Annotated in this window: 16 protein-coding genes; 7 read left to right on the forward strand and 9 right to left on the reverse strand. The window is 47.0% G+C overall.

Annotated elements, in window-relative coordinates; translation table 11 throughout:
• Positions 1–193: 193 nt before the first annotated feature.
• Positions 194–1,321 (forward strand): sn-glycerol-3-phosphate ABC transporter ATP-binding protein UgpC, encoded by a 1,128-nt coding sequence (locus QN395_RS07705; protein WP_323492422.1) that lies wholly within the window; start codon positions 194–196, stop codon positions 1,319–1,321.
• A gap of 130 nt (positions 1,322–1,451) precedes the next feature.
• On the opposite strand, the gene QN395_RS07710 is transcribed toward QN395_RS07705, so the two are convergent.
• The 3 genes from QN395_RS07710 to QN395_RS07720 form a co-directional block, all read right to left on the reverse strand.
• Positions 1,452–2,732 (reverse strand): MFS transporter, encoded by a 1,281-nt coding sequence (locus QN395_RS07710; protein WP_322119543.1) that lies wholly within the window; start codon positions 2,730–2,732, stop codon positions 1,452–1,454.
• Positions 2,733–3,276: 544 nt separating this feature from the next.
• A complete protein-coding gene (locus QN395_RS07715; protein WP_322119542.1) occupies positions 3,277–4,146 on the reverse strand; it encodes a DMT family transporter in 870 nt (289 codons plus the stop codon).
• Between the two features lie 259 nt (positions 4,147–4,405).
• The gene (locus QN395_RS07720; protein ID WP_323493101.1) at positions 4,406–4,615 is read right to left on the reverse strand and encodes a hypothetical protein; all 210 of its coding nucleotides are present in this window, start codon (positions 4,613–4,615) and stop codon (positions 4,406–4,408) included.
• On the opposite strand from QN395_RS07720, the gene QN395_RS07725 reads away from it, so the two are divergent.
• A complete protein-coding gene (locus QN395_RS07725) occupies positions 4,614–6,299 on the forward strand; it encodes a diguanylate cyclase (protein WP_322119541.1) in 1,686 nt (561 codons plus the stop codon). The genes QN395_RS07720 and QN395_RS07725 overlap by 2 nt on opposite strands.
• A gap of 199 nt (positions 6,300–6,498) precedes the next feature.
• On the opposite strand, the gene QN395_RS07730 is transcribed toward QN395_RS07725, so the two are convergent.
• The 5 genes from QN395_RS07730 to sodB form a co-directional block, all read right to left on the reverse strand.
• A complete protein-coding gene (locus QN395_RS07730) occupies positions 6,499–8,286 on the reverse strand; it encodes a glycoside hydrolase family 15 protein (RefSeq protein WP_322119540.1) in 1,788 nt (595 codons plus the stop codon).
• Positions 8,287–8,632: 346 nt separating this feature from the next.
• On the reverse strand, positions 8,633–9,436 hold the full coding sequence (gene otsB, locus QN395_RS07735; RefSeq protein WP_322119539.1) for a trehalose-phosphatase: 804 nt from the start codon (positions 9,434–9,436) through the stop codon (positions 8,633–8,635).
• Positions 9,437–9,444: 8 nt separating this feature from the next.
• Positions 9,445–11,712: a trehalose-6-phosphate synthase gene (locus QN395_RS07740; protein ID WP_322119538.1), complete on the reverse strand. Its 2,268-nt coding sequence runs from the start codon at positions 11,710–11,712 to the stop codon at positions 9,445–9,447.
• 48 nt (positions 11,713–11,760) lie between these two features.
• Positions 11,761–12,864, reverse strand: coding sequence for a mechanosensitive ion channel family protein (locus QN395_RS07745; RefSeq protein WP_323492423.1), 1,104 nt, complete (start codon positions 12,862–12,864; stop codon positions 11,761–11,763).
• 550 nt (positions 12,865–13,414) lie between these two features.
• A complete protein-coding gene (sodB, locus tag QN395_RS07750; RefSeq protein WP_322119536.1) occupies positions 13,415–13,993 on the reverse strand; it encodes a superoxide dismutase [Fe] in 579 nt (192 codons plus the stop codon).
• A 348-nt stretch (positions 13,994–14,341) separates the two neighbouring features.
• Here sodB and QN395_RS07755 point away from each other — a divergent pair, with 348 nt between their 5' ends.
• Positions 14,342–14,881 (forward strand): DUF3455 domain-containing protein, encoded by a 540-nt coding sequence (locus tag QN395_RS07755; RefSeq protein WP_322119535.1) that lies wholly within the window; start codon positions 14,342–14,344, stop codon positions 14,879–14,881.
• Positions 14,882–15,292: 411 nt separating this feature from the next.
• Here the strand turns inward: QN395_RS07755 and xseA are convergent, their stop codons facing one another.
• Positions 15,293–16,654 carry an exodeoxyribonuclease VII large subunit gene (xseA, locus tag QN395_RS07760; RefSeq protein WP_322119534.1) on the reverse strand — a complete coding sequence of 454 codons (1,362 nt, stop codon included), beginning with the start codon at positions 16,652–16,654 and terminating at the stop codon, positions 15,293–15,295.
• A gap of 1,061 nt (positions 16,655–17,715) precedes the next feature.
• Between xseA and QN395_RS07765 the strand changes: the two genes are divergently transcribed.
• From QN395_RS07765 to QN395_RS07780, 4 genes are all read left to right on the forward strand, one after another.
• Positions 17,716–18,321 (forward strand): MotA/TolQ/ExbB proton channel family protein, encoded by a 606-nt coding sequence (locus tag QN395_RS07765; RefSeq protein WP_322119533.1) that lies wholly within the window; start codon positions 17,716–17,718, stop codon positions 18,319–18,321.
• A complete protein-coding gene (locus QN395_RS07770; protein WP_322119532.1) occupies positions 18,321–18,770 on the forward strand; it encodes a biopolymer transporter ExbD in 450 nt (149 codons plus the stop codon). Before QN395_RS07765 ends, QN395_RS07770 begins: the two co-directional genes overlap by 1 nt.
• Positions 18,771–18,986: 216 nt before the next feature.
• Positions 18,987–20,018 carry a tetraacyldisaccharide 4'-kinase gene (lpxK, locus tag QN395_RS07775; protein ID WP_322121611.1) on the forward strand — a complete coding sequence of 344 codons (1,032 nt, stop codon included), beginning with the start codon at positions 18,987–18,989 and terminating at the stop codon, positions 20,016–20,018.
• Positions 19,999–20,178 carry a Trm112 family protein gene (locus QN395_RS07780; protein WP_322119531.1) on the forward strand — a complete coding sequence of 60 codons (180 nt, stop codon included), beginning with the start codon at positions 19,999–20,001 and terminating at the stop codon, positions 20,176–20,178. Before lpxK ends, QN395_RS07780 begins: the two co-directional genes overlap by 20 nt.
• The last annotated feature ends 13 nt before the right edge of the window (positions 20,179–20,191 follow it).

Below are 20,191 nucleotides of genomic sequence, written 5' to 3' on the forward strand. Positions count from 1 at the left end.
GCCGCATGAGTATTGGACATCCGTATTAGGTTTTTGAACTGGCTCTGGATGTTGAATTGCAACTGTTGCAGTCGCCTTTCTTTTGCTTACATTTTCTTTGGCAAAGCAAAGAAAAGTAAGTGGCCGCCGGGTTACTCCCGGCATGTCACTACCAAGTGTAAAAATGTTAGTTCGAGAGGACACCGGAACAAAAATGGCTCAAGTCCAACTACGCAATATCACAAAACACTACAACGACACCAAAGTCATCGAAGGTATCAATCTCGATATCCAAGACGGTGAATTCATTGTTTTTGTCGGCCCCTCGGGTTGCGGTAAATCGACTTTGCTACGCATGATCGCCGGATTAGAAGACATCACGGATGGCGAGCTATTCATTGATGGGGAACGCGCCAATGATATCCCGCCAGCCAAGCGCGGTCTGGCGATGGTGTTCCAGTCCTATGCTTTGTATCCGCATATGTCAGTCTACGACAACATGGCATTCAGCTTGAAAATGGCGGGGCAAAAAAAGCAGCAAGTTGACGATGCCGTTCAGCAGGCTGCTGGCATATTACAGATCAGCCATTTACTACAACGCAAACCAAAAGATCTGTCCGGTGGTCAACGCCAGCGTGTCGCGATTGGTCGCGCGATTGTGCGTCAGCCCAAACTATTTTTATTTGATGAACCACTCTCTAATCTTGATGCCAGTCTGCGCGTGCAGATGCGGATTGAGTTGAGTCGGCTGCATCAGGATTTAAAAACGACAATGATTTATGTGACCCATGATCAGGTGGAGGCGATGACCTTGGGTCAACGTATTGTTGTATTCAATGCTGGAAAAATAGAGCAGCTTGGTACGCCGTTAGCGTTATACGAACGTCCCGCCAATCTGTTTGTTGCAGGATTTTTAGGCGCCCCGAAAATGAATTTTCTGAGTGCGGAAGTGACCGCGCTCAATGGCAAGGATGCGCAGTTAAGCTTAAAAGATGGAACTAGCTTGACCTTGCCTGTGATTACATCACAAGTCGCTATCGGTGATCTTGTTACGTTGGGCATGCGTGCAGAGCAACTAGCTTTACCGCATACAATAAGTGGCTCACCGGAAGCGCCTTTATTGCAGATTTCCATCGATTTTGTTGAACATCTAGGTGATGCCTCAGTGATTTATGGACACCTCGCCAATGCCAAGAACGATCAGCAAAGTCTCTCCATTAAATTGAGTGCGGATTTGTGCGCGATCTTGCCCGCGTTAAAGGCAGGTAGCCAGATCGATGTGGTGATGCCTTTATCCCGTTGCCATTTGTTTGATGCCACAGGGCAGGCTTGTCGTGCTTAAACGTGGCCAAGCTGATGTGATTTGTGCGGCATGCTAGGCAGAAGTAAAAAAAGCGCATTCTGTTTTTTTAGAGTGCGCTTTAGTTTAGTTGATGCTTGCTAGTCTTTAGACCCACTCTGCGATAGCATAATCATACTATTACAGGTACTTTCTGCTCTGCCTCGAATTTTAAAAATCGAGATAAGATCAAGACCGGCACGGCAGAAATCAGCGCCCAGACAAAGAAATTTTTATACCCTAAGGCGATCTGGATATCGCCACTGATCATTTTAAAAATGATGAAACCCAACTGCATAACACCCGATCCCAATGCGTAATGTGCGGTCTGGTATTTGCCAACCGCCACCACCTGCATGATGAATAAAATAATGCCGACAAAACCAAAGCCATAACCAAACATTTCTATACATAGTGCGGTAGTGATGATGCCGAGGTTGCTGGGCAAATTGCTGCTCAAGAAGACAAATACCAAAATAGGCAGGTTCATCGCAATAATGAGATAAGGTAGTGCGCGCTTAAGTCCCAGCCAAGAAGTGAAATAACCGCCGAGTACACTACCTGTTAAAAATGCGATGGTTCCCGCTGTGCCGTACACGATACCGACTTCATCGGTGGTCAAGCCCAAACCACCAAGCTCTTTGGCCTCACGCAAAAATAGTGGCCCTATGGTTTGTACCTGGCCTTCTCCGGCACGGAACAAGATGATGAAAATGATAGCGATCCAGATGCCTGGCTTTTGAAAAAAATCAATGATGACGTCTTTCAGAATCCAGAATGCACCTTTGAGTGAGGTTTTCATCGGCGCATTTTTTGTCCCCGGTAAGGCCCACAAATTGTAGAGCGCAAGCACGATCAGCATCACGCTCAGAATCCCAAAGATGATCATCCATGCATGGGCTGGGTCCATGTGCTTTTCGAGATAGCCGGCCAAATAAACTAAGCCGCCTAAAGAAAAAAATCGAGCGGCGTTAAAAAATGCGCCTTGCCATCCTGCATAAGCAGCCTGCTGTTTATTGCTTAGACTCGCCATATACAAACCATCGCAGGCAATATCGTGAGTCGCGGAGGCAAACGCCACCACCGCGAGTAAGGCAATACTGACCGCGAAATACATGGGTAATTGCAGCGAGAGTGCGACCAGACCCAAGCTTACGCCACCGATGAGCTGAAAAATAACCACGACGGATTTTTTACTACTGGCCAATTCCAGAAATGGACTCCATAAGGATTTGAAGACCCAGGCAGCGCCGATCAGTCCGGTCCATCGCGCGATCTGGTCGTTTGGCATCCCCATACTTTTGTACATCAGGCCCGCGACCAATGCGACGGCATAAAATGGCAAGCCTTGCGCAAAATACAGCGTAGGAATCCAGCGCATAGGATGTCGGTGAGTGGTCTGTTCAGTGCTCATCTTGATGATCTCTCAGGGTTTTCGGCTAGATTATTGTTCTGCTCGCTGCAGCTCGGTTCGGCTCGTAGGCAGTGGAAGAATGCTATCCATTTGTCTCAGCGGACAACATACAAGGCGAGAAATCTCAGGTCAACTGGTTTTGTTTAAATAATGCCACTTTAATTCCACTGGTGTGCTTGATTTAAAAAAATCAGATAAATTCTTTTAATCAATCACAAAAAGTTCTCAATGACGATTAACTCCCCATTTTCGAGTCACGTAATTTGTGGTGTTAATGACGCAGAATCGCCAGATTGGCGAACTGGTATGGTGGTTATTTGATGGGTGCGCTTGATCTGGCTTGATCTGGCTTGATCTGAATTTGATGCTGAAGTTGCTTGCGCAGAGTTTTGTTCTGTTATCTGTGTAATTTCTTAAGTTGAATATACTCCCCATTTTTTATTTTAAAAATGACGTATTGTCCAGTATTCTTCTGGACACTTAAAATATACGTAGTGGGAGTATATTAATTCTATGTGTCTTATGTGGTGTTCTTTGTCTTTAGTCAACGCCCGGGTTTAACCACCAAAGCCACGCCCAGCAACGCGATTGCCATGCCCACAGCGGCGGTGACGGTAAAGCGCTCGCCAAACATGAGCCACGCCATGACCGCAGTGACTGCAGGAACCAGATACATATAACTGGTGACTTTGGTCGCCTCTCCGTTGCGTATCAGGATAAACAGTACCGATATACCGACGCCAGATAAGACAAAAATAGACCATGCCATTGCGCCGAAAAATTCTGGTGTCCAGAGTATTGTCTGGGTTTCCAGCATCAATGCAAATGGCAGCGTTAAGATCAGCGATGCCAAAAACTGGATTACCTGGCCTGTGCGTACATCAAAGGAAGGGCAGGTTTTCTTTTGATACAAGGTGCCGATGGTCATCGATAACAGTGCCATGACTGCCAACGCAATGCTGGCTGCCGATAAATGTACGACAGAGATTTTGTTCGCTACGACCAGACCGACACCGATGATCCCGAAACCTAGACCGATCCATTGTCTGCCTTGCGTTTTTTCTCCAATTGCTGGCCCCAATACGGCGGTCAATATGGGCTGAGTGTTAACGATCAAGGCTGCCAGCCCGGCTGGCATGCCAAGCTTGACTGCGCACCAGACGCCACCCAGATACCCAGCTTGCATCAGCACACCTGCCACCGCAATATGTGGCCAGGCGGATCGTGCAGGCCAGGGCGCCCGCATGGTCACTGCCAGTACTCCCATAAACAGGATGACACCCAAGTACCGCAAGCATAAGAAAGTTAGCGGCTCGGCATAAGGCAGGCCGTATTTAGCAACGACGTAGCCAGAGGCCCAGATAAAAATAAAGATGGCGGGGAGGAAGCGGAGTCGTGAAGATGAATTGATCATACGTAGAGTGGGCTAACAACGCGCTCTGCAGCGAGTTGCCTTAAATAAAGTGACCGCCATAATCTCATAGGAGTGCGCTGATTTTATTTTTTCTATGGATGAAATGAATAGGTTTAATTCTGCACTACACGATGTTTAGACGAAATTATTTCATCGCATTTGATGTAACGCGGCTAAGGCAAAAACGTGCTTAACATTTATTTGCATTATTGTCTTGCCTATTTAACCAAAGTGGAGGAGACGGCGTACAATAATTACATCAATTTTTCTGCATGCCGTGATTTTCATCAGGCTTGATTCTATGTCTCGCACCTGCATTTGCACCTGCATTCAAGCTTATATTCAAGCTTATATTCAAGCTTATATTCAAGCTTACATCAGCACTGATTTTTTGCAGTGTCGACAGCGGTGCTTTGGTCTGACTGATGATACATATGCAACTCTTGAAAAACTTGATGGCAGCTCTCATGAATCTCTTACCCAATAGTTTTAAAAGTCGCCTGGTCGGTTTATTTGGTGGACTAGCGTTGCTGATCGGCGTCCCTGTTTATTACCATGTGAATCACGTGTTTTCTGAGCGATTGATTATCGAACGTGGGAATGCAGTCAGGGATCTGGCAGTTGCGGTATCTGCAGTGCTGACTGCCAATCTGCAAGAGCGGCAAAGAGAGATTGAGTTAATGGCAGGTAGTCCCGTCTTCCGTCGATTGCCATTGTCTAGCAGCGATACAAAAGATGCCGTCAATCGCTTGCGGCGTTCTTACCCTTACTACAGCTGGCTTGGTGTCGCAGACACTGTTGGCATAGTCCAATCTGCCGCTGCCGGTTTGCTAGAAGGTAACAGCGTCGCAGAACGCCCTTGGTTTAAGCGTGGCAAAGAAGGGGCTTATGTCGGCGATCTGCATGAGGCAAAATTATTGGCCAAGCTTTTACCGCAGAGCGAGGGTCAAGGGCCAGTGCGGTTTATCGATTTTGCAGCGCCCGTATTCGATGATAACGGTGTACTGCGTGGGGTACTAGCTGCGCATGCCCATTGGCGTTGGGCGGGTGATGTAATTCGTGTCTTGGAACCGAAAAATGCCCGCATGAATAAACAGGAAATTTTTATCGTGAACGCAGATCATGAAATCATTTATCCAGACCTACCGGAATTGCATGCGCAAAAAATCCCACCACCGGTGTTATCTGGAAAAGATTTTGTGCTGGATAACTGGGGTGGTAACACAGCGTATCTGAGTAGCTCCATCCTCGTCACAGAGGTGATTGCGACACGTCCGCTCAACTGGCGCATTGTAGTCAGGCAACCGGCAGAGATAGCGCTAGCGCCAGTGACTGAATTACGACGTACTTTATTATTATTTGGGATCGTCGCAGCGATTCTTTTTATCAGTAGTATTTATTGGGTCGCTTCCAAAGTCAGCAGTCCGTTGGAGCGGCTGGCAAGCACTGCTAGACAAATCGAGCGCGGTGATGAAAACGCCGTATTAGAATCGAATGCGGGTTCCAACGAACTCCGCGATCTAGTTGATGCATTAAGCGGTATGACGGATCAGCTTTTGTATCGCAAGAGAGCCTTACTAGAGGCAAATTTGTCACTTGAACGCAAAGTCACTGAGCGCACTACAGAGCTGGCTGCCGCCAATCAGGCTTTGCACCATATGGCGCGGCGCGATTTGCTGACCGGACTCGCAAATCGTTTGTCTATCAATGAAACCTTATTCTCCGAGTTTGCCCGTATGCAGCGTACTGGCGTGCCTTATGCCGTATTGATGATGGATATTGATCATTTAAAAAATATCAATGAGCGTTTTGGAGACGAGGCCGGAGATAAAGTATTAGTTGAGGTCTCGGCCATCATCAGACATGCCGTGCGCTCCACCGATGTCGTCGGACGTTTGGGCGGCGAGCGATTTTTCGCTTTATTGCCTGCGGTCGATTTGCCTGCCGCAGTCGCCATGGCACAAAAAATTGTCAATGCTGTCAATCAAACTACATTGCCGGTCGTTGAGCAAGTCACCGTCAGTATTGGTGTCGCAATCGCCTTGACTGAGCATGATAATGACAGCGTCGCCTTATCAGAAGCAGATCAGCATTTGAATGCCGCTAAGCGACGGGGACACAATCAAGTCGCCTACGAATTGCACGATACATGATTAGGCATGATTCCCATGCTAATAATTTGAGGACTCGTGTATGTTCACGGATATTCACGTATATTCACGCATCTTCTCGAATAGATTAGATTTTTTGTTGTTCGGCCAAAGCTGATAATGCAATTACTCGCGCGTACAAAACGGCGACATAGGACTATGTTTGTCGCCTTCGTCATCATGACATGATGGGTGTTATTTTTTAATAGGCTTCATCCCAAGGCATACTCAAGCGCGAGGCGCACTGGATCAAGCCAACCATACTATAAGTTTGTGGGAAGTTACCCCAAAGCTCGCCTGTTTCTGGCGCGACATCTTCTGCTAGCAGACCAAGCGGATTACGATGTGTCAGTACTTTCTCAAATAATTCTCTGGCTTGCACTTTTTCACCAATTTGCGCCAGCGCCAAAATCCACCACAGAGTACAAACCAGGAAAGCTGTTTCTGGTTTGCCGAAGTCGTCTTCTTCATCATATCGCAGCAAAAAATCACCCCGACGTAATACGGTGCCGATCTTATTTACTGTGCTGATAAAGCGTGGGTCAGTCGCCGGTAAGAATTGAAACTCCGCCATGAGCAATAAGCTGGCATCTAAGTGTTCGCCGCCGAAGGTTGAGACAAAACTTTGCATTGCCGGATTCCACGCAGCTTCGCAAATATGGTGATGCATTTTGCTGGCATTACTTGACCAGTAATGTGCACGATCAGCTAGCTTGAGTTGGCCTGCAATACTCGCCAAACGATCGCATGCAGCCCAGCACATGATGCTGGAAAATGTATGTACACGTTTAGAGCCACGTAGCTCCCAGATACCGGCGTCAGGCGTGTTGTAACTGAGGATCGCCTGATCGCCCAGACGTTCCAGATCATCAAATATTTTCCGGTCAGCAGGGCGTGCCAGACGCATATCAAAAAACGCATGAGTACTTGCCATAATCGCGGCACCAAAGACATCGTTTTGAATTTGGTTATACGCAAGATTACCAACCCGGACTGGCCCCATCCCGCGATAGCCAGCCAATGCCGGTGCGGTATTTTCGGTCAGCGTTGCTTCTCTGCGAATGCCATACACTGGTTGCATCGGCGTGTCGCGGGTATCGGCAATGATGTTGAGTATGTAGCCTAAATAGCGCTCCATCGTCGCAGTCGCACCCAACCGGTTTAGGGCATTGATCACAAAGTAGGCATCTCGTAGCCAGCAGTAACGGTAATCCCAATTACGTCCACTATTTGCTGCTTCCGGTATTGAGGTAGTCACGGCGGCAATGATCGCACCGGTATCGTCAAAGGCATTTAGTTTTAAGGTAATGGCAGCGCGGATAACGACATCTTGCCATTCAAATGGGATGGCAAGATTGCGTACCCAGTTCTGCCAATAATCCAATGTCTGTTCATAAAACGAGCGCCCGACATCATGCGGTGATCCGTTCACCGTTTCGTCGGGCCCCATCATGAGTGTGAGGCTATCTTGCAGGAAGAAGGGGCGCTCGGTCAGGATCGCAGAAATTGATGCATCCGTTGTCAGACGCATCGGTGCTTCGCCACCTAGATAGGAAATATGATGGGTACCGCTGCGGACTTCGGCACGTTCGTGACCATAATTGATAGTCGGTCTGATACGTAATGCAATCCGTGGACGACCAGATACAACCCGAATAATTCTGACCAGCATAGAAGGTGAGAACAGGCGGCCATGCATGCGAAAGCGCGGCGCAAAATCAATTACTTCAAAACTATTTCCGGCTGGATCGGCAAAGAGGCTGCTCAAGATGGCGGAGTTTCTTTCATATTCTTGTTTGACCAATACCGCATCTCCTAATTGGATATCGATCAGGCCTGATGCATTTTCAGGATCTTGTTTTTGCAGCAGAGCGCAGCAGATAGGGTCACTATCAAATACCGGAAAACACCACCAGACGATGGACGCTTTTTGGTCAATCAATGCGCTGGTGCGTGAGTTGCCTATTAATCCAAGATTGAGTGTTGACATGCTGAAATTCCTTTGCAAAAATCGTTGATCGGGCAAGCTCATTTACTGCTTAAATATTCTTCCGTCTTCCTGAAACCTCGATAGAGAATTGAGAAATAAGTTGATCCGATTAGTTAGCCGTTTACCTACTTAAATGCCCATCCTTATTCGTACATAAAAAGGTTTTATTTAATATACTCCCCATTAATTTAGTGAAATATGCTCTATTGTCCAGTAATTATATGGACAATTAAATATACTAATAGGGAGTATATTTAATTGGTGAATTAATCGGTCAAGTATTTTGACCGGATTGGTGTCTGCGTTTATGTTTTTCTTTGCGTCCCAATTTATTCCACCAACGGACTCAGCCGCTCATGGCGCTGGTTACATTTTTCCACTTCGGCATCGTTGCTAAACGGGCGATTAATTCGTCCAGTAATCTGACAATATCCAGACGGTGATTCAGATAAAATTCTGCGGCAGTGTCGTCCGAACGCTCTATCCGCAAGCTTAGCCAGTCTTTTCTGTGCATGTTAAAAACATCTTCATCAGTGATATCGTCACCGACATAAATTGCGGTAGGTGCCTGGCAGGATTCACACAAGCGCTGCAAGGCGATACCTTTGTTCGGTGCGCCTGGTGGCAAGAGATTAAAGACACATTTTCCGGTGCCGATATCTGCTTCTGGAGTGACGCGTGCAAATAAAGCGAGCAAGTGTTTTTCGGCCAGTGTGCGATTCGTGGCAAGTCGATAATGTACTGAGAGCGAGTAGGTTTTATTTTCTATCCAGATCCCCGGGTCTATGCTGGAATGCGTTTGCAATGCCACGTTTAATCGGGCTTCCCACTCATTGCAAAGTGCTTTGTAATGTTCAGCATCTATCGTCTCACCGGGCAGTCCTTCTATCCCATGATTGCCGATCACATAGTCCGGCACAAATGCGAGCCGGGTACAAATATCCGCAATCGAGCGGCCCGTGATAATCGCAATCGGTGCGTACTCCGATAGGATGGTTAGCCGCCGCAATACAGGAGCCGGCAAACTGGCCTTGTCTGGTTGCGTCACGATAGGCGCTAAGGTGCCATCAAAATCAAACGCGCATAGCATGCCAGGTCTGACGATGTCGTTGAGCCTGTGCATACCTTGATCAAAGAATGAAGTTAACATTATTCCCTTTACTGAACGCGGCGCAATGATGCGCGGCTATGTGAGTGAATTTTAGACATTACCCGTTCGCGCTGACGCAGGCGGGCGGCGTCCAGCAGCATGTGACCCGCCCAGCGATAGACATTAAAATCTTTGACCATTGCACGCATACTGCGCATCCGCTCTCTCTGCTCAATTTGTGGCATACGTAACGCCCGGTAGAGTGCATCTGCGCCTTGCTCAATATGATATGGGTTGATGATCAGAGCTTCATGTAGTTCTCGGGCGGCACCGGTAAACTGGCTGAGTATCAATACACCTTGCTCATCCATTCTGGCAGCGACAAACTCCTTGGCGACGAGGTTCATACCATCATGCAAACTCGTGACCATGCAGACATCGGCAGCCCGGTAATATGTGGTTAGTTCGTCCTGCTCGTGATGCTCCGCTTTAAGGATAATCGGTGTGTAATCAGCGCTAGAAAACCGTTGATTAATCTTATCCATCAAGGCTCTTACCCTCGTTTCAAAATTTTGGTATTCCTCCAATGAAGACCGGCTTGGTGCCGCGATCTGTAAGAAGGTAAATTTGCCCACGAGGTCCGGATGCATTTCCAGCATTTTTTCTACCGCTGCAAAGCGTTCAACAATACCCTTGGTATAGTCGAGCCGGTCAACGCCGATGCCGAGTAACTGATCGGGTGCTAACGATAGTCGTTTTCTGATTTCAGCACGAGATTCCTCGACTGTCAGAATATCGGCGGTATCGTCTTCTGGCCATGCAATCGAAATCGGATAGTTCTCAACTTGTGTGAGTTCGCCCCGGCATGTGATGGTAGAGGCTTCGGTTTCTATTCGTGTTTCTAAATATCGATCGACGGTTTCCAGAAAATTTTTGCGATGGAAGGGGGTATGAAATCCCAGAATCGTACTGCCCAATAATCCGTCAAGGATTTCTTCACGCCATGGGCAAATGCCGAACGATTCGGAGTTGGGCCAAGGTATATGCCAGAAGGTAATAATGGTCGCTTTGGGAAGAACATCTCGCACCATACGTGGCAATAAGGCGAGGTGATAATCTTGTACCAGCACAACAGGGTCGTCCCTGCTGACCTCCTGAATGACTGCATCCGCAAAGCGCTGATTGACTGCAACATACTGATCCCAATCAGAAGAGCGAAACACCGGTCGCACGTGTGCGATGTGGCATAGCGGCCATAAACCTTCGTTTGAAAAGCCGTAGTAGTATCCTTTTTCTTCCTGCTCCGTTAACCAGACGCGCCGCAAGGTGTAGCTAGGGTTTTTGGGCGGCACTTTGACATGATCTTTACTATCAACTGTTTGCCTGTCACCAGATCCGCTACCATGCGCAATCCAGGTACCCGAGCAGGCTCGCATTACCGCCTCTACCGCAGTTACCAGACCACTGGCCGGACGTTTAACGACGATGCCGTTGGGTGTTTCTGTATGGATATATGGTTCTCGGTTAGACACCACTAGTACCTGATCGCCCGCCAAATCAACTTGTAGTAGCGACTTCAGTTTGTCTGGTGTCCATAATTGAGAAGGCGATTCTTGCCCGCGACGCTCCTGGCGATATTCATGTAGTAAGGATTGCAGGTCGCCCATCAGGGGTTGCATTTCTGACGGTGTTTTTTCTTTTATGCTTGACTCTGTTTTTGGTAGCAATTCACCGCGCAAAATACTTTTGACACTGTTCATCCAACCCAAAAAACTGATGTGTGCAACCAGTACGGTGATGAATGAAATCACAATCGCTAACAAGACAAAAATAATGATGGCGTATTTTTTTGTATCTGCGCTGCGTCGCTCAATAAAGCTCATATCGTGTACTAAGATGAGCTTGCCAAGTAAGGTACCGTCTTGCATTAATTCGCGCTCAGAGATGTGTACCGTCCCTTGCGGTAAGCGCAAGAGTGAGCGATTCGGACCTTGCGACTTTAGCCCATCTCTGCATCCGATAGAGTCTGGATAAGTTCTGGTCTTGTATAGCAATTTGCCATTGTCATCGCAGAAGCCCAGTGCATATAAACGTTCATCTTCAATGGCACGATCAAACAATTGATCGATCCGTTTTTTAGCGCCTGCCGGTACGTATTCGAGTAAAGGATCTTGTAAAGCATTGGCTAATGATTGCGAGCGAATTTCTAGATCACGGACAAACCAACGTACGGTCAAATCATCCATCAATGGAACGACAATATAGGCAAACATCGCCAGCACCAATGCCAGCGGAACGACGAAGCGAAAAGATAGTTTTAGTGAACGTAATTTCATCAAATGACCTTTATGTCGATCTTTATGTAGAATTTTCTATAGGGTTTTCTATACCGTAGAAGGAATTGGATTTAAAACGCCGAGGTTCATGTCGCGATTCGGGCCGTGATTCATACCGGGTGATACGACATGCAATGTCCTGGTTGGGTAGGCAAAACTGACACCGAGAGAGCGGAACTGTTTCAACAGCGCCAGATTGATGGCTTGCTGAATATCCATATAGGCGTTGTAGTCTGGATCGAGCACGTAATACACCACCTCAAATTGCAGTGCTCCGTCTGCGTAAGATTTGAAGTGCGCGCGGTCAAACCGGATATTGAACTGATGACCCGTGACGATTTTTTTTGCGATTTCTGGAATTCGTTCTATCTGCTCCAGTGGGGTTTCGTAAGCAATCCCAAATTTAAATACGACGCGTCGTTCTTGCATGCGCTTGTAATTACGAATTCTGTTTTTTAGTAACTCGGTGTTCGAGAAAATAATTTGTTCGCCGCTCAGGCTGCGCAAGCGTGTCGTTTTCATGCCTACATATTCGACCGTTCCCATGTAGCTATCGACCACAATAAAGTCGCCGATCACAAACGGTTTGTCGAGCGCAATAGAAACAGAAGAAAAGATGTCGCCCAGAATATTCTGGACTGCCAGAGCCACGGCAATACCGCCTATACCGAGACTGGCGACTAAAGTGGACACGTTGAATCCAAGATTGTCCAAGATAATTAAGGTGGCGATCATCCACAAGATGATCCGACCGACCATTCCTGCCAAGACTAAATGGGTGGCGCCATCGGGATTGTTTTCTCTTTGTCGTAAAAATGCGTTATCGGCAATCAGACTAATGATGCGTGTTCCCCATAAGGCAATTTGGGTGACAAGAATGATGATCCAGGCGAAATGCAAACCGCGATCAATGCGGGTCGGAAAATCGAGCTGACTGATACCTGCAAGTAAGGAGATTCCGATTAAAAACGGTAAGCGGGTCGCTTTTACTATGTGTTCGACATAGCCTAAAAAATGTAATCGCTCTTTCAGTTTTAAGCGTTTAAGCTGGTGTGTTGCAAACGCTTTAAGTAGCAGCAGGGCGACCAACGTGAGCAAAAATACAGTGACAGCGAGCGTCAAATCATAAGATGTATATTCAAATGAAAACATAGCGATCCTTTGTGTAAAGGCAGGATGTCGTTGATTTGCAAACGATATGCATAAGCAATACCTGCAATGCCAGCGATTGGTGCTTAGTTATTCGTGACGCGTCATCAATAGAAGAGACGCAGCGGTGTTGATCGTTAGCGGCGTAGAGCAAGATCAACGTCATTTGCCGTGTGTTGCCAGGTTGCGCAGATCAATATTGGGTGCTGATGCAGTCCTGCAGTGGCGGCGTAAAGTATTGTTATTCCAAGAAGAGTTGTATTTTATTTAAGAAAGTAGATAGGTCTTTTTAACCTTTTGCTACGTTAATGGAAAACGATTATAGCAAAATATATTTGGACAAATGTAATTTGCCGAAGTGCAACAGTTTGGATGGAGTAGAATTGATGCAAAAATAACATCTTTATACTCATCGTTACGCCGAGTAGAGATGAAAAAAATGGCTACCCGCCGAAGCGAGTAGCCATTTGTTTTGGAGCCGAGAGTTAAGCTGAATTTCCTACATTGCTGGATTAATTAGCAATGCATTTCTCAGAAAACTGACGCTAGCTTTTTAAGCCAGATTAGCCGCCGCAAAATCCCAGTTCACCAAAGCCCAGAATGCTTCCAGATATTTTGGACGTGCATTGCGGTAGTCGATGTAATAAGCGTGTTCCCACAGATCACAAGTGACTAATGGTGTGTCTGTCGTAGTCAATGGCGTAGCCGCGTTAGATGTGTTGACGATATCTAATGTGCCATCAGCTTTTTTGACCAGCCAAGTCCAGCTAGAACCAAAATTACCGATACAGGATTTAGTGAAGGCTTCTTTGAAGGCATCAAAGGAGCCCCATTTCGCATTGATTGCATCAGCTAAGGCACCGGTTGGAGCACCGCCGCCGTTTGGCTTCAGACCGTTCCAGTAGAAAGTGTGGTTCCAGATTTGAGCGGAATTATTGAAGATACCAGTAGAAGATTTTTTGACGATTTCTTCCAGGCTAGCATTTTCAAATTCAGTACCTTTGATCAAATTATTTAAATTCGTGACATACGTCTGATGATGCTTACCGTAGTGGTATTCCAGAGTCTCTTGAGAGATATGCGGTGCGAGTGCATCCAGTGCATAGGGCAGTGCCGGTAGGGTATGTTCCATTTTGCATCCTTTGTTGTTCGTGGTTCGGGGGAAAACCCCCATTGTAATAGCTTCGCGTCAAGCTTGCATCTTCCTATTTTATTGTTAATAAATCAGATGGTGAGAGGGAAAATTGTTCCCAATATAGTGTTCAATAAGGGAGCCAATAGTGCATCAAAGAATGCGCGTAAAAAATTGCCAAGGAGAACATTAAAACTTGATTTGTAAGTATATGTAAAGAATTTGTAAGAATTTGAAACCGATTGGTATCTGGCTGCGTATCTCTATCTGACTGCCAAAATCACGAGCAGATCAACAGAAAACGTATCCTTATTTACTATCTTGCCTACAAACCATTAGGAAAATGTTATGAAAACTTCTTTACGCTTATTATCCGGCGCGGCACTCATCTCCTCTTTGGCCGCTTGCAGTTCTATGAGCTCTATGATGAAAGCACCAGATGCGCCTGCCGCAGTTGCTGTACCTGCAGGCAATAAACTGGTCATGATGGCGGTTGGTGCTGGCGATCTGACGTATGAATGCCGCGTAAAAGCAGCGATGCCAGGTGCTTATGAGTGGGTGTTTGCTGGACCGACTGCCGTGTTGTCAGATCAAAGCGGTAAAGCGGTGGGCAAATATTATGCTGGCCCGACTTGGGAAGCCAATGACGGTAGCAAAGTCACTGGTAAGCAATTGGCGGTGACCCCGGGCGCAGCCAATGCGATTCCTTTGCAATTGGTTAAAGCTAATCCATCTATGGGTAATGGTGCGATGACTGATATCAGCTATATCCAACGTCTAAATACGATGGGTGGCATTGCGCCATCAGATAGCTGTGCTGCTGCCAATGTTGGCGCTAAAAAGTTGGTCAAGTATCAAGCAGATTATTACTTTTACAAAGCGATGTAATCGAGAGATATTGCGACCAATCATGGTCGCGATATAAAGTGCGCTTTGACGATCATGTAGTGGCGGCATTTGAAAAATCCATTTGCCGCTGTACTTTGGGGATGCCGCTGGCATCCCTTTTTTTGTCGATATGGTTTGCTGGGGATGTATAAATAAATCAGCTCAATTAAACCCAGATTTTCCATTAGACCGCTACCACTTCGCAAAAAACGCAGATGGCGTGCGGTCTTCAGAGGGATAACACCACCGCGATTTGAGTGGCAGCGCTAAAGCGACAATTGCACCTTTGGCGAACTGCCTGGCGTTGTCGCTCCTCCTAGCAAGATGCAGCTTGCGTTGTCGTCGCGTCTAGCCAGTCAGTTCGCCAAAGGCACACTTGTCGCTGTTCCAATGGAAAATCTGGGTTAAAAATTAATCCAGACTTGGTTGCACGCCATTCACGCTGATCTCAGTCGTCCCGTCAGCCAATCGCACTGTAATCTGGCTATTCGGATGCAAGTCCTTACCAGAGCGTATTAGTTTGCCTTTACGGTCACTCAAAATAGCGTAGCCGCGCTCCAGTGTTCTTTGTGGATTGAGCATTTCTAGCTGCGCTTTTAAGCCCGCCAGCGCTACTCTTTGAGTACCCGTCTGATGCTTAAAAGTGGTGCTCAACCTGCGTTGTGATTCTTGCAAATTGGCCCGATATGCCTGCATGTCTGGCCGATTGCCTTGAAGCCGGGTTCGTAATTGATGCCAACTGGCATGGGCCTGCTGGCGTGGGATTGCACTGGCAAATTTGAGACGTTGCACAGCACTTTCGAGAGCTAATTTTTTCGCTTTGATGGCGTTGATCGGACTCACTAAACGCCGTGTCAGCCAATCGACATTCTGGTTTTGATTCGCCAGTTGTCTTTGCATTCCCCTTTGCAGATGGATGCGGTATTGCAGCAGCGTTTCCAGCCAGTCTTCACGCGGTGCTGCCGCTAATTCAGCCGCTGCCGTAGGAGTAGCCGCACGTACATCGGCGGCAAAATCGGCAATGGTGAAGTCAGTTTCATGGCCCACGCCGCTGATTACAGGCATCGCGCAATGGCTGATTGTGCGCGCCACGATTTCTTCATTAAATGCCCATAAGTCCTCAATACTTCCGCCGCCGCGACAGACCAGCAGCACATCACATTCTTCACGCGCCGAGGCGGTAGCAATTGCTTGCGCAATTTTATTTGCCGCACCTTCGCCTTGTACTGGTGTAGGGTAAAGGATGACGTTGACATGCGGCGCGCGTCGTTGCAGCGTGGTCAACACATCGCGCAATGCCGCCGCTTGCGGACTACTGACAATCCCTATCGTTTTAACAAAATGCGGAATAGGGCGCTTATGCTCTGGATCAAACAGACCTTCTTTTGCCAGTTGTGCTTTTAACTGCAAAAAAGCTTCGTACAAATTACCCACGCCGGCGCGACGGATTGCTTCTACATTTATTTGATAATCGCCGCGCGGGGCATACAAACCGACCAATGCGCGGACTTCAACTTTATCGCCCTCGCGCGGCATAAAGTCTGCGTATTGCGAGCGGCCACGGAACATGACTGCCCGCACTTGTGCCTGCGCGTCTTTTAGCGTGAAGTACCAATGTCCAGAGGTGGCGCGGGTGAAATTAGATATTTCGCCGGAAACCCACGTCAGTGGGATGTTTCGTTCTAATAATTGCGCAACTGCTTGGTTTAGCGCCGATACTGTGATTACAGATGGCGTCAATATTGGAGTTTCAGTACGGGATTCTGGATTCATAAAGCTGAGCAAGTCAAAAGCTGTCCACAGAGGGAAGGGTTGGTCATCAGAATGTCATTAAGTGTTAATGATGTCAAAAATATTTCCCGAGTCTTTCTTAAGTCATTGATTTTAAAAAGAATATTATTCTTAGTAAATTGCGGTGAAAAAAAGAAAATCCTTATAAATCAAGGACTTTAGCGAAGCTTCTTGATCTTGTTCACAAACTTATCCACAGTATCAGCGGGTACTTATATCTTGTTATACAAAAATAGTATGGCGATTTGATTGGACATCAATTAGCTTGATCTGCTGCCTATTTTATTTGCAGTAAGCTAATATTTAATGAAAACAATGACTTAGCGACAATCACCGGGTTTGTGCACAATCTTATCCACAAAATGTGTGCAGAAATAGTCGCTACCTGTGAATAAGTAGATGTCGAAATCCAGTTGCGCTTAAAACTTAAGCAAAAAGGGTCATATTATCCTGTTTGCTCAATTTAAAGGCATGTTCTATATCGCTATAAAAATCATGGACTTGGCGTTATTCACAAAGCTTCTTCACAGTCTTATCCACAAAATATGTGCAGAACCTGGGTACGATCTGTGAATTTGCGGCTTACGAACGATAACCGGGCGTAAGTAAGTGGTTTACCCACAAAAACATCAATTTGCCCGTTAATTAAGCAGCAAGTTAATTAGCTTATAAATCAGCCACTTAGGGTTATCTGCTTGCCTTGTTCACAATGTTATCCACATTAACTGTGCAGAACTTATCTCGTTTTGAGATTGCTTACGCCATCAAAATTGCGGATAAGCCGCTGCTTAATTCTGTAGCAGCAAGATAAAACTGATTAAAATCAAAAGCTTAACAAGCTACCCCAGAGTTATCCACAATCTTGCACACAGAATTTGTGCAAAACTATCTTAACTTCACGACCGGACGACACTATCGGATTGTCTAAAAGATAATTTAAGATTTTCGCCAACGATACTTGCTCGCAAGCAGACAACGCGCTACATTGCGGGGTTAGATGCTTTCCCTCCACACATTACAAATCCAGGACTAAGGAGTCACTTTTGTTTGCCATTATTCAAGCGGCTGGCTGGCCTATTTACCTTTTGTTAGTCGCGTCGATTATCGCGCTGGCATTAATTATCGAACGTACTTTGTCCCTGCGCCGTCAGCGTATTTTGCCGCGCACCTTGCTGGATGAAGTGATCCGCGTGTATCACGCTGGCAAAATCAAGCAGGAGGTGATTGATCAATTGTCCAATAACTCTCCATTGGGAAAAGTGCTGGCGGCTGGTTTGCGTAATGTCAACGCGCCCCGTGAAGTCATGAAAGAGTCCATTGAAGAAGCTGGTCGTGGCGTAGCGCATGAATTAGAACGCTTTTTGACGACGCTGGGCACGATCGCATCGTTGGCGCCGTTAATGGGCTTGTTCGGCACGGTGGTCGGTATGATCGAGATTTTTGGCTCGCAAAATGCCTCCGGCGCCAATCCAGCGCAATTAGCTCATGGTATTTCTGTGGCTTTGTACAACACCGGTTTTGGCCTGATGATTGCGATGCCCGCCTTGATTTTTTATCGTCATTTCCGCGCACTGGTCGATAGCTTGGTGGTCGATATGGAGCAGCAGGCGGTGAAATTTGTTGATACCGTACACAGCGCGAGAAAATAATGAATTTCCGCAAAGGTCAGGGGCGAGAAGACCCCGAAATCAATTTGATCCCTTTCATCGACGTGTTGCTGGTAATTTTGATTTTTTTGATGGTCACGACGACATATAGCCGTTTTACAGAATTGCAAATCACCTTGCCGACGGCAGATGCAGAAAAAGCGCAAGACAAGCCGAATCAGATCGATATCGGGATTGATGCCCAAGGTCGCTACAAAATCAATAATCAGCCAGTGTCGTTTTTAGATACGGCGACATTGGCAGAAGATTTAAAACAAGTAGTCACGGCGATGGATGCAGGTAAAACGGGTACCAAAGTTGATCCAGTAATCATCATTAATGCTGACCGGGCTACTACCCATCAATCAGTGGTGGACGTATTAGAGGCTGCGAGGATCGCTGGTTTGGCGAAAGTGACCTTTGCCGCACAGGCGTCTGCTAAGTCCAAATAATCACGAAGTAGTCAATCAGCGTCATCAGGCTCAATATATTATTGCTAGCTGTGTATTGATATGAGAAATGGTGGAGTATCTTAGTTAGATGCTCATTTGTCCAAACGGTACTTGGACAATCCCCTTCGTGATGCTGGTACTGGTAAGGAGTATGTTTCTATACATTCTTGCTTTAACCTGATTGCTTATTTCTCTGGAGTACTTTCCTTGCGTTCAATGCTCGAAGCCGTTTTGATGCGCGCCTGGCAGCGGCGTGGTTTACTCGCCTGTTTGCTATGGCCGATGGCTAAATTGTTCCAGATGCTGGTGAGTTTTCGTTTTGGTCTGATCATGATGGGCTACAAACCGCAAACACGTCTAGCAGTGCCGGTCGTCGTGGTTGGTAATATTTTTGTCGGTGGTACCGGTAAAACGCCACTGGTCATTTTTTTAGTGCAACAATTAAAAGCGGCTGGTTGGACGCCGGGCGTGATTTCCAGAGGTTATGGCGCACAAGCGGACAGCATTACCGAGGTGAAGGCAGATTCCTTAGCGCACATTGTTGGTGATGAGCCTTTGCTGATCCACCTGCGTACGCAATCCCCAGTGGTAGTCGGACGGCAGCGTGTGTTGGCTGCGCAGACGCTGCTGGCATTGCATCCGGCAACAGATGTAATCATTTCTGACGATGGCTTACAGCATTACGCCCTCGCCAGAGATGTTGAAATTGTGTTGTTTGATCAACGTGGTGCTGGTAATGGCTGGATGTTGCCTGCTGGACCTCTGCGAGAGCCGGTGCACAGACGTCGTGATGTGACGGTATTAAATGCACCGCCAGAATTCACACCGTCCGGCATCGGCCAATCCTTTGTCCGCATGCGCTTAGTGCCAGAACAAATTTATCAGCTTGGAAACATCGAGCATCAACAAAGCTTGCTTGCCCTCAGCGCCAGCAAGCTGAAAATCACCGCCGCTGCAGGTATTGGCAATCCACAGCGTTTTTTTAGCATGCTGCAAACCGCTGGCGTGGAATGCGCGACGCTGGCTTTGCCTGATCACCACCCGTTCACTACGACAAGTTTTGCGAAGATAGATGCCGACATCATCCTGATGACAGAAAAGGATGCAGTAAAATGTCGGCAAATCCCTGCATTGCAACAAGATGCCCGACTCTGGGTAGTGCCAGTCGATGCGCAACTCGATGCTGCTTTTGTCGCAAATATAATTCAACTGATTTCGGAGAAACAACATGGACGCACGCTTGCTTGATGTCTTGGTCTGCCCTTTGTGCAAAGGCCCGCTGGTGTACGACAAGCCAGCAAAAGAATTGATCTGTAATGCAGACAAACTGGCTTTCCCTATTCGTGACGATATTCCTATCATGTGGGTAGATCAGGCACGTCAGTTGCCTGCTTTTCCACCTGTCTGAACGGGCTTGTAAG

The sequence above is a fragment of the Undibacterium sp. RTI2.2 genome, assembly GCF_035018705.1.
Lineage (GTDB): Bacteria > Pseudomonadota > Gammaproteobacteria > Burkholderiales > Burkholderiaceae_D > Undibacterium.